The organism is Luteimonas suaedae (assembly GCF_008312895.1).
GTDB classification, from domain to species: Bacteria; Pseudomonadota; Gammaproteobacteria; order Xanthomonadales; family Xanthomonadaceae; genus Luteimonas; species Luteimonas suaedae.
The window spans coordinates 106,132-117,058 of the sequence record NZ_VSSP01000012.1; the positions used below are offsets into that span (position 1 = coordinate 106,132).

Consider the following 10,927-nt stretch of genomic DNA (forward strand, 5'->3'; position numbering starts at 1 on the left):
GAGCATCCGACGCGGATGCACCCATTCGCCATGCCGGACCACGCCACACCGCTACCGAAGCAGTGCGGAGGAACGGCGCAACGGAGCAAGGAGTCCGAACCCGATGAAGCTGGACTGGATCCTCTGGCTGGCCTCGATCCTGCCGCAACCCGCGGCCGATTCGCTGTGCCTGAGCACCACCCTGTACCTGGAAGCGCGCGACCAGTCGCCGCGCGGCCAGCAGGCCGTGGCCGAGGTGGCACTGCGCCGCCAGGACAGCGGCCTGTGGGGCGATTCGATGTGCGAGGTGGTCACGGCGCGCAAGCAGTTCGCGCCGGGCATCGTGTCGCCGCGCACACGGCTGCGCAATGCCGACGCGTGGTCGCGCGCGGTCACCATCGCGATCGAGTCCGAGCGCAACTGGGCCTTGCCGGCCGGCGAGCGCAAGGAGATCGTGCCCGGCGCCAGCCACTTCCTCGCGCACAACATCGCCAGCCCGAGCTGGCGCAACGCCTACCAGGTGGCGACGATCGGCGATCACACCTTCCTGCGGGTGCAGCGGTTGAAGCCGCGCGGGTCGTAACGGACGCATGACCGCCACGGAAGAGGCCGCGCGATGCGCGGCTTTTTCATGGTCATCGATTATCCGGCCTTGGCCATCACTACGCTCCGCGTTCGGGAAGAGGCACGCTGGTGCTCCGCTGGCGAACGCGCGTGGTGCACGCAGCGGACCCAAGGGCAAAGCACAATGCGGGAGCCGGCCAAGCTTGGGCGGCTTGCTGCAAGCGGCGGAAGATCCCTTCTCCCTCACCCCATCCCCTCTCCCGCAAGCGGGAGAGGGGCGTTGGTGTCATGCGGGAGCCGTCTCGTCGGAATCGACGTGATCTGATGACTCAATCCGATCACGAACGGCGGTTTATGGGGACGAACTCGCGGTTCTCCGGGCCAGTATAGTTGGCGCTGGGACGGATGATCTTGCCGTCGATGCGCTGTTCGATCACGTGCGCGGCCCAGCCGCTGGTGCGGGCGATCACGAACAGCGGCGTGAACATCGCCGTCGGCACGCCCATCATGTGGTAGCTCACCGCGCTGAACCAGTCGAGGTTCGGGAACATCTTCTTGATGTCCCACATCGTCGACTCCAGCCGCTCGGCGATGTCGTACATCTTGGTGCTGCCCTGCTCGACCGACAACTCCTTCGCCACCTGCTTGATCACCTGGTTGCGCGGATCGCCGACGGTGTAGACGGGATGCCCGAAGCCGATGATCACCTCCTTGCGCTCGACCCGCGCCCGGATATCGGCCTCGGCCTCCTCCGGCGTGTCGTAACGCTTCTGCACCTCGAACGCCACCTCGTTGGCGCCGCCGTGCTTGGGGCCGCGCAGCGCACCAATCGCACCGGCGATGCACGAATGCATGTCGCTGCCGGTGCCGGCGATCACGCGCGCGGCGAAGGTGCTGGCGTTGAACTCGTGCTCGGCGTACAGGATCAGGCTGGTGTGCATCGCCCGCACCCAGGAGGTGCGCGGCTTCTTGCCGTGCAGCAGGTGCAGGAAGTGCCCGCCGATGCTGTCGTCGTCGGTCTCCACCTCGATGCGGTGGCCGTTGTGGCTGAAGTGATACCAGTACAGCAGCATCGAGCCGAGCGACGCCATCAGCCGGTCAGCGATGTCGCGCGCGCCGGGGTGGCTGTGATCGTCCTTCTCCGGCAGCGTGCAGCCCAGCACCGACACGCCGGTGCGCATCACGTCCATCGGGTGCGCCGATGCAGGCAGCTGCTCGAGCGCCGACTTCAACGCGGCCGGCAGGCCGCGCAGGGATTGCAGCCGGGTCTTGTAGGCTTCCAGTTCGGCCATCGTCGGCAGTTTGCCGTGTACCAGCAGGTAGGCGATCTCCTCGAACTCGCTGGTCGTGGCCAGGTCGAGGATGTCGTAACCGCGGTAGTGCAGGTCGTTGCCGCTGCGGCCGACGGTACACAGCGCGGTGTTGCCGGCGGCGGTGCCGCTCAGTGCGACCGACTTCTTGGGCTTGAAACCGGTGGGGCTCACGGGGGTATCGCTCATCTGCTGTCTCCTTGGCGTTGCACGCGGATATTGCCGCGGCGCTTTAGAATCCGGTGGCTGCGCTAGCGCTGCAGCTGCATCTTGAAACCGACGTGACTGGGCTCGAAGCCGAGCTTTTGGTAGAAACGGTGCGCATCGCCGCGTGAATGATCGGACGTCAGCTGCGCGATGTAGGCTCCGGATGCGCGGGCAAGGTCCAGCGCATGGCACAGCAGCCGCTCGCCCACGCCCTGCCCGCGGCAGCGGCTGGCCACGCGGATGCTTTCGAGCAGCGCGCGGGTCGCGCCGTTGCGGCTCAGTCCGGGCACCAGGGTGATCTGGCAGACGGCGTTCACACCCTGCGCGTCCTCGCCGACGACCAGGCGCTGGTTGTGATCACGCTCGATCGCTTCGAAGGCCGTGACGTAGTGTGGCGCGAACGGGTCATTCCCAGATTCACGCGTGGCCCCCAGCGGATCGTCCGCCAGCATGGCGACGATCGCCGGCAGGTCGTCGCGGACCGCATCGCGGAAACGGATCTCCATCAGCGCTTGGCCGCGAACAGCGCGTCCAAGCCCTGCTCGAACGCGTGATAGCCGATCCGCTCGTACAGCTCGTCGCGGGTCTGCATGGTGTCGACGACGTTCTTCTGATGGCCGTCGCGGCGGATCGCGGCATAGACGTTCTCGGCGGCGCGGTTCATCGCCCGGAACGCCGACAGCGGGAACAGCTGGATCGCCACGCCCGCCGACGCCAGCTCGTCGCGGCTGAACAACGGCGTGGCGCCGAATTCGGTGATGTTGGCCAGCACCGGCACCTGCACCGCATCGACGAAACGCCGGTAGGTGTCGAGGTCATACGCCGCCTCGGCGAAGATTCCGTCGGCGCCGGCCTCGACGCAGGCGATGGCGCGTTCGATCGCCGCATCCACGCCATCAACGGCGATGGCGTCGGTGCGCGCGATCAGGAAGAAGCCTGGATCGGTCTTCGCGTCCGCCGCGGCCTTGACGCGATCGGCCATCTCGCCGGCGCTGACGATCTCCTTGCCGGGGCGGTGCCCGCAGCGCTTGGCGCCGACCTGGTCTTCGATATGGCAGGCGCCGGCGCCCGCCTTGATCAGCGACTTCACCGTGCGTGCAATGTTGAACGCGCTGGGCCCGAAGCCGGTATCGATGTCGACCAGCAACGGCAGGTCGCAGACGTCGGTGATGCGACGCACGTCGACCAGCACGTCCTCGAGCGTATTGATGCCGAGGTCCGGCATGCCCAGCGAGCCCGCGGCAACGCCGCCGCCGGACAGGTAGATCGCGCGGTAGCCGGCGCGCTTGGCCAGCAGCGCATGGTTGGCGTTGATCGCGCCGATGACCTGCAGCGGCGACTCCGCCGCAAGTGCGGCGCGGAACGCCGTGCCGGACGATGGGATGGTCATGCAAGCCTCCGTGACGCTGCGCAGGTGCGCAGCAAGCCATTTTAGCGCAGGCGGCATACGGACCACCGGCCGTCGCCCGCGTCGCCGCGGGTTGCGCAACTTTCCGGGTCCACGCCCCGATAGCGCGGAATACCCCGGACCGGATCCCGTTACGCCTCTGCATGCCCATCCGCGTCTGAGGCCGTTGACATTCGTGTCTCCGACACCGACGCTGCGGCCACCCGGCAGTCCCGCCACATTCCTGGTGTCCGCGATGCGCCTACCGCTTCCGATGCTCCCGCTGCTTTTGTTGCTGATGACCGTGACCATGGCCGCCTGCACCCACGGTGCCCCAACCAGCGACAGCGGCGAGCAGACGTCCGCCGCCACGCCGGTGCCGGCGCCACCCGCATGGATGGATGACCTCGATCGGCGCTACGACGGGCAACTACGAGCGCCGGGACTGGAAACGCGCACGTTTTCCCCGGAGCAGTGGTGGGAGGCGGCCGCGCCGCTGCTGGCCAAGGATCGCGGCTTCGTCGTGGAAGCGGTTGGCAGCAGCGTCGAAGGGCGTCCGCTCCGCCACGTCCATTGGGGAAACGGGCCGACCCGGGTCCTGCTGTGGTCGCAGATGCACGGGGACGAGAGCACCGCGTCGATGGCGCTGGCGGACCTGTTCCGCTTTCTCGGCGAACATCCCGATCATCCGGTGGTCGCGCGCCTGCGCGAGCGGACGTCACTGCATTTTCTCCCGGTCATGAACCCGGACGGCGCGGCCCGCTTCCAGCGGCGCAATGCCCAGGGCATCGACGTGAACCGCGACGCCCGGGCGCTCGCCACGCCGGAGGCCCGCGCACTGAAGGCATTGCGGGATCGGCTGGAACCTGAGTACGGATTCAACCTGCACGACCAGCGCCCGGGCTACCGCGTGGGCGACTCCGATCGGGGCACCGCGATCGCCCTGCTCGCACCGCCGTTCGACGAAGATCGCGGCGTGAACGCAGTACGCGCACGCGCGATCGAGGTCGCAGCCGTCATCCGGATCGCGCTGGAACCCCGGATTTCCGGGCACATCGCCCGTTGGGACGACACCTTCAACCCGCGCGCGTTCGGCGACCTGATGACGCAGTGGGGCACCAGCACCATCCTGATCGAGTCCGGCGGCATCGAGGGCGATCCGGAGAAGCAGGCACTGCGCCGGCTGAACTTCCTCGCGCTCACGGCTGCGCTGGACGCGATCGCCGACGGCAGCCATGCCGGCATGCCGCACACGCTCTACACCGGGCTTCCGGAGAACGGCCGGGTTTTCCCCGATCTCCTGATCCGGGGAGGCAGCATCGCCGCGCCCGGGCTTGCGCCGGTCCGGGCCGACGTACTGGTCAATTTCGAGCATTCCCTGGCCGAACGCGGCGGAACCATCGCCGATATCGGCGACCTCGAATCGACGAAAGCGCGGCACACGCTGGATGCCTCCGACCTGTTCATCGTACCGATGAAGGCGGCACCGATGCCCAGCCCGGAATCGCGCACGCCGACTGGCCTCGCGGTCGGCGCCCCCGCCTATTTCCATCTCAGCCGCGATGCGGCCGGCAGCGACATCGTCTGGACGCTGGCCGGCGACGTCGACCCGCAGCGGCCACGTCCGGACTGACGCTCCGAACACGTCTCTCGCCGGGGGGGCGTCCGTATGGACGCCTTCGAGACCGCGCACTGCCAACAATCGGGAATGCCGCGGCCTGCTCGCAATCTGCTCCGTGCCTCTGTGCCAGCGCGCGCGTCACTTCGCTCCAGCGCATTCGGATCGTCCAAGGTCGACAGGTCACCGGGGTCGCCGCCCTCAGCCAGCGCCTGCCGCAGTTTGCCCGACCTGGTCTTGGACAGCGCGCTGACGATGTACACGCGCGCCCGCTGCGCCACCGTGCCGAGCGAACCACTCACCGCACGCAGCATTTCGGCAGCGGCGGCATCGTAGGCCGCGCCCTGCATCACGTGCTCACCAGTATCGCGGGGCCTCTGCCGCAAACTAGAATGCGGCATCCTCCCCGAGAAGCGACCGCCTTCCATCATGGAATTTTCGGCCCGCATGCAAGCCGCGCTCGTTCCGCCCGTCACGCGCATGGAATTCGCATGGGTCGCCGGTGCGCTGGCCGCCGTCAAGCTCGCCTGGCTCGTTGTCGACCACACGCTGCGATACTACATGGGCGATTCGATGACGTACTTGCATTCGGCGGCGTTCCTGACCGGTACCGGTGGGCGCTCCTTCCTATACGGGTGGACCCTGCGCTTCACGGCGCTGCCGTTCGATTCGCCGGTGGCCGTGATCGTGAACCAGGCGGCTTGGTCCGTCCTGATCTGCATCGCGCTGTTCATTTTCTTGCGTGTGGCACTGCGCCTGCCATTCTGGTGGAGCGCGGTGCCGTCATGGCTGCTGGCAACCGAGCCGGCACAGGTCTTCCTCGAACGCATGGTGATGGCAGAGACGCTGGGGCTATTGGCCTTCGTCAGCATGTTCCTGGTGTTTTCCCGGTACTTGGCGACGGGTGATCTGCGCTGGTACCTACTCGCATGCCTGGGCGGGCTGGCGGCCGCCGCCTTCCGCATGAACTTCCTTCCCATTGCAATCGGTCTTGGCCTCACGGCGCCGCTTCTGCGCGTACTCCTGTGGCCGCCCGACGGATCATCACAGCGGTGGCCGGCATGGCGTCATATCGGCTTGGCCATGCTGATCCTGGGTGTGACCAACCTCGCATACACCCAGGCGTACGGACGCGCCACGCACTACCCGCCCGGATATCTGGCATACACCGGAATGATGCGGATCGGGCTGGTTGCGCCACTGATCCGGCCGGAGCATTTCGAAGGCACCGGCGTTTCCGGCACGATCCTGCAAGAGGTGGAACTGCCACTCGACGATCACTGGCAACGCGGGCACCACATCTGGAGACCGGATGGACTATGGCCGCTGCTCGAGAAGCGCAGCGACCAGCCCGAACTGGTGGCGCGCACCGTGACCCGGCGTGCGCTGTTGAGCGAACCTCTCGGGCTGCTGAGGATCAACATCGCGACGCTGGGCGGGTATTTCCATGACCGCCGGAGCGAGCTGAGAATGCTTGACGACATAGGCGTCATCCCGCCGAGCGACCGCGATCTCGAGTTGATCCGGGAATGGACCGGCTGGGATGCACGTGGAATCGATGCACTGGAAACGCCGGCACGTCGCTTTTTCGCCGGATCCACCACCTGGCTCACGCTATGTCTTTTCGCGCTAGCGCCGCTTGCGCTGGCCACGGCGGCCATCGGATGGCGGACCGACCGCCGTGAACAGTACCTGCTGCTCTCGCTCGCCTCGCTGGGCCTGGTCGCGAACCACCTGCTGTTCGCCCATATCGTGTCGTACCGCTACATCCACCCGTTTCCATGGTTCGTCCTGGCCAACCTGTCCATCGTGCTGGCAGCGGCTACGTCGTGGTGGGTGCACCGGAGCCCGAAATCGAAGGGCCAGGCAGGCCAAGGTAGGCCAGCGTCCTGACCTCCCGTCGGCCGCGCGCCACCGAGTCCAGCACCAGCCCGACCAGCAAGGACAGCACGCTGATCACCAACAACGCCGCGATCAGAATGGCGGTCGGAAAACGCGGGACGAGTCCTGTCTGTGCATAGGTGACGAGCAATGGAATCGAAAGTCCCGTCGCCAGCGCCAGCAGCGCGGCGCCCACCGCGCCATAGAAGGTGCTCGGGCGTTCTGTCGCGAACAGTTTGAACATCGTGCGGAGAATGCGGAATCCATCGCGCCAGGTATTGAGCTTGCTCGCCGAACCGTCCGGACGCTCCCGATACGGCGTCACCAGGTCGGCCACCGGCATGTGCAGCTCCAAGGCATGCACGGTGAGTTCGGTCTCGATCTCGAAGCCCGACGCCTGGCCCGGAAAACTCTTGACGAATCGGCGCGAAAAAGCCCGGTAACCCGAAAGAACATCGCGGCAGGGACGTCCGAACAGCCAGGCCAGAAACCAGGTCAGCGCCTTGTTGCCAAGCACGTGGCCCGGCCGGTACGCGGCGGCGTCGACCGCCTCGCGCGCACCGACCACCATGTCGTGCCCGTCGAGTACCGCCTGGACTAGTTGCGCGGCGTGTGCTGCCGAATAGGTATCGTCGCCGTCGACGAGCAAATACACGTCGGCCTCGACATCGGCGAAAAGCCGGCGCACCACATGCCCCTTGCCGCGCGACAACACACTTCCCACCCGCGCACCAGCGCGGCGTGCAAGCAGCAAGGTGGCGTCCTCGGAGTCGTTGTCGAAGACGTGGACCACCGCATGCGGAAGCGCGTGCCGGAAATCGGCCACGACCTTTTCAACGGTCTGCGCTTCATTGAAGCACGGCACCAGTACTGCGACCCGGAGCAGACTCACGTCGTCGTTCTCACCGACGCCGCCGCCTGGACCGCGGGTCAGCCCAGCAGATGCGCGACACCGGCGCGCTCCTCTTCCAGCTCGGCCAGGGTCTTGTCGATGTACTTCCGGCTGAAGTCGTCGATCGGCAGATCCTTGACGACGGTGTACTCGCCGTTCTGCGTGGTCACCGGCAGGCCGAAGATCACGCCCTCCGGGATGCCGTAGCTGCCATCCGAGGGCACGCCCATGGTCACCCACTTGCCGTCGCTGCCGAGCACCCAGTCGCGGACGTGGTCGATGGCGGCGTTGGCGGCCGAGGCGGCCGAGGACAGGCCGCGCGCTTCGATGATCGCGGCGCCGCGCTTGCCGACGGTCGGGATGAAGGTGTTCGCGTTCCAGTCCTGGTCGTCGATCGCCTCGGCGACGGAGGCACCGTCGGCGGTGGCGAAGCGGTAGTCCGGGTACATGGTCGGGCTGTGGTTGCCCCACACCACCAGCTTCTCGATGCTGCCGACCGGCTTGCCGAGCTTCGTCGCCAACTGGCTCAGTGCACGGTTGTGGTCCAGGCGCAGCATTGCGGTGAAATTGCGCGGGTTCAGGTCCGGCGCCGACTTCATGGCGATGTAGGCATTGGTGTTGGCCGGATTGCCGACCACCAGCACCTTGACGTCACGGCTGGCGACCTTGTTTAGCGCCGCGCCCTGGGCGGTGAAGATCTTGGCGTTCTCCAGCAACAGGTCCTTGCGCTCCATGCCGGGGCCGCGCGGGCGCGCGCCGACCAGCAGGGCGACGTCGGCGTCCTTGAACGCGACCTCAGGATCGTCGGTGCCGACCATGCCGGCCAGCAGCGGGAATGCGCAGTCCTCCAGTTCCATCATCACGCCCTTGAGCGCGGCCTGGGCCTTTTCCATCGGCAGCTCCAGCAGCTGCAGGATGACCGGCTGGTCCTTGCCCAGCATCTCGCCGGAGGCGATGCGGAACAGCAGGGCGTAGCCGATCTGGCCGGCGGCACCGGTGACGGCAACTCGGACGGGCGTCTTCATGGGGTTGTCCTCTCGATTCGTGGGGATTGCATGGCCGGCGCGCTCAGTACACGCGATAGCCGAGGGGTCTGAGTCTTTCGTCCAGCGCCGCGGTGTCGTAGCCGCGCACGACATGCTGCCCGATCACGGTCACCGGAACGCCGCGCGCACCGAGCGCCCGCATGGCGCGATCGCCTTCGGGCGTGTCGATGTCGAGCACGCGGTAGCGGACGTCGGCCAGCTCGAAGTCCTTCTGCTGCTTGCGGCAGTAGCCGCACCATTCGGCGGCGAGCATGACGATGCGCGCGTCGCCGGTGGTCGTGCGCGGGTCGTCCGGCTGCAGCTCGGGCTCGCCGGCGCCGCGGAAGTGCAGGAATGCGCCGATCAGCGCGAGCAGCATCAGGATCCACAGCGCGCGCATCGTCCGGCTCCGCGATCAGGCCAGTTCGGCGAAGAATTCCCGGATCCGCTGCAGCCCGGGGGCCAGCTGCGGCGTCGGGCAGGTATAGCTGATCCGCAGCGCGCGTGGCTCGCCGAACGCCGAGCCCGGCACGCAGGCGACGCCCTTGGCCTCGAGCAGTGCGTTGCACAGGTCGATGTCGTTGGCGATCGGCTTGCCGCCGTGGGACTTGCCGAAGGCGACGCTGACGTCTGGAAAGACGTAGAACGCACCTTGCGGCCGCGGACAGACGACGCCCGGGATCTCCGCCAGCACCGCCATCACCTGGTCGCGTTTGGCCTGGAATTCGGCGCACTTCTGCTGCGGCACGTCCTGCGGGCCCGACAGCGCGGCCACACCGGCGGCGCCGACGATCTCCGGCACGTTGGTGATGTGGTTGGAGTTGAGCGTGGTGACCGCCTGCGCGACTTCCTCGGGGCCGGCCATCAGGCCCAGGCGCCAGCCGGGCATGCCGTAGGTCTTGGACAGCGAGTCGAGGAAGATGACGCGGTCGCGCAGCTCGGGACGCGCGTGCAGGAAGTTGTGATAGCCGACGCCGTCGAACACCATGCGGTTGTAGATGTCGTCGGTGATGATCCAGGTCTCGGGATACTTGACGATCACGTCCGCCAGCGCCGCTATCTCGTCCCTGGTGTAGACCATGCCGGTCGGGTTGGACGGGTTGTTGAACAGGAACACCCGCGGCTTCTTCGCCAGCGCGGCGTCGAGCTGCGCCGGGGTGAGCTTGTAGTCCTGTTCCGGCGGGCACGGCAGCAGCTGGATGTCGGCGTTGACGATCTCGCCGACGTCGAGGTAGCTGGTCCAGTACGGCGTCGGGAAGGCGAAGCCGTCGCCCTCGTCCAGCAGCGCCTCGGCCAGGTTGTAGATCAGGTGCTTGGCGCCGACGCCGGTGGCGCAGTTGGCGCGGGTATAGCCGGTCAGGCCGATCTCGGCCATATGCGCGATGAAGGCGTCGAGCAGCGCGTCGGCACCGCGGTTGCTGCCGTACTGGCCCGAATCCTTGTCCAGCGCCTCGCGCGCGGCGGCGTAGACGTGCTCGCCCGGGAGGAAGTTGGGCACGCCGATCGAGAAGCTGATGATGTCCCGCCCTTCCGCCTTCAGGCGCTTGGCCTTTTCGGCAACTTGCATGATGGCGCTAGGCTTGGCGCGACCAATGCGCCGGGCAAGCTGGGGCATCGCAGAACCTCTCTCGGAGACGGACGGACGCGGGCAGACGGCGTCTGCTGCGGTGCGGAATTTTAGCATGGCCGCCACCCTACCCCGGCCGGTCCGATACGCCGGCGCACAGGCATAACAAGACCGTCGGGGCATGAGCTCGCGAACAGGCCAACTATCGAAATGCGGTTGAGGCTCGTGGGCTTCGGAGTCAGCGGCGCCCGGGCCGGGGCATGCTCCCCGGGTTGGCCCGCCATCCGCGCCAGGCAGTCCCTACCATGGCGATAAGTAACCCCGTCGCCACGGGCGGCATCCAGTGAATAGCCGCGCCGGGCAGCCATCGCAACCAGATCAAGCCTCGTTGTGATGATGGTTCCGGGAGAGATCGTCGGCTTCGGAACCAGCGGCGCCCGGACCGGGGCATGCTCCCCGGCTCGGTCCGCCATCCATGGCGGACTCGCCGCCGCAGG

10 protein-coding genes are annotated in these 10,927 nt (G+C 67.2%); 3 read left to right on the top strand and 7 right to left on the bottom strand.

Features of this window, described 5'->3' with window-relative positions; genetic code table 11:
- Positions 1-103 precede the first annotated feature (103 nt).
- Positions 104-562: a cell wall hydrolase gene (locus tag FXO19_RS15985; RefSeq protein WP_149196111.1), complete on the top strand. Its 459-nt coding sequence runs from the start codon at positions 104-106 to the stop codon at positions 560-562.
- 319 nt (positions 563-881) lie between these two features.
- On the opposite strand, the gene prpC is transcribed toward FXO19_RS15985, so the two are convergent.
- The 3 genes from prpC to prpB form a co-directional block, all read right to left on the bottom strand.
- The gene (prpC, locus tag FXO19_RS15990) at positions 882-2,042 is read right to left on the bottom strand and encodes a bifunctional 2-methylcitrate synthase/citrate synthase (protein ID WP_149196112.1); all 1,161 of its coding nucleotides are present in this window, start codon (positions 2,040-2,042) and stop codon (positions 882-884) included.
- Between the two features lie 62 nt (positions 2,043-2,104).
- Positions 2,105-2,566 (bottom strand): GNAT family N-acetyltransferase, encoded by a 462-nt coding sequence (locus FXO19_RS15995; RefSeq protein WP_223115525.1) that lies wholly within the window; start codon positions 2,564-2,566, stop codon positions 2,105-2,107.
- Positions 2,566-3,450, bottom strand: a complete 885-nt coding sequence (gene prpB / locus FXO19_RS16000) for a methylisocitrate lyase (RefSeq protein WP_149196114.1) — start codon at positions 3,448-3,450, stop codon at positions 2,566-2,568. Before prpB ends, FXO19_RS15995 begins: the two co-directional genes overlap by 1 nt.
- On the opposite strand from prpB, the gene FXO19_RS16005 reads away from it, so the two are divergent.
- Together FXO19_RS16005 and FXO19_RS16015 are read left to right on the top strand one after the other, a co-directional pair.
- Complete coding sequence (locus FXO19_RS16005; protein WP_223115526.1) at positions 3,365-5,080, top strand: M14 family zinc carboxypeptidase; 1,716 nt, start codon at positions 3,365-3,367, stop codon at positions 5,078-5,080. The genes prpB and FXO19_RS16005 overlap by 86 nt on opposite strands.
- Positions 5,081-5,494: 414 nt before the next feature.
- Positions 5,495-6,958, top strand: coding sequence for a hypothetical protein (locus FXO19_RS16015; RefSeq protein WP_187775816.1), 1,464 nt, complete (start codon positions 5,495-5,497; stop codon positions 6,956-6,958).
- On the opposite strand, the gene FXO19_RS16020 is transcribed toward FXO19_RS16015, so the two are convergent.
- Genes FXO19_RS16020 through FXO19_RS16035 form a run of 4 tightly spaced genes read right to left on the bottom strand, consistent with a single transcriptional unit; the run spans position 6,888 to position 10,430 of the window.
- Positions 6,888-7,838 carry a glycosyltransferase gene (locus FXO19_RS16020; RefSeq protein ID WP_149196118.1) on the bottom strand — a complete coding sequence of 317 codons (951 nt, stop codon included), beginning with the start codon at positions 7,836-7,838 and terminating at the stop codon, positions 6,888-6,890. The two genes, FXO19_RS16015 and FXO19_RS16020, sit on opposite strands and share 71 nt — an antisense overlap.
- A 38-nt stretch (positions 7,839-7,876) precedes the next feature.
- The gene (locus FXO19_RS16025) at positions 7,877-8,863 is read right to left on the bottom strand and encodes a malate dehydrogenase (RefSeq protein WP_149196119.1); all 987 of its coding nucleotides are present in this window, start codon (positions 8,861-8,863) and stop codon (positions 7,877-7,879) included.
- Positions 8,864-8,906: 43 nt separating this feature from the next.
- A complete protein-coding gene (locus tag FXO19_RS16030) occupies positions 8,907-9,263 on the bottom strand; it encodes a glutaredoxin family protein (RefSeq protein ID WP_149196120.1) in 357 nt (118 codons plus the stop codon).
- Positions 9,264-9,278: 15 nt separating this feature from the next.
- Positions 9,279-10,430 carry an aminotransferase class I/II-fold pyridoxal phosphate-dependent enzyme gene (locus FXO19_RS16035; RefSeq protein ID WP_255516464.1) on the bottom strand — a complete coding sequence of 384 codons (1,152 nt, stop codon included), beginning with the start codon at positions 10,428-10,430 and terminating at the stop codon, positions 9,279-9,281.
- Positions 10,431-10,927: the final 497 nt, after the last annotated feature.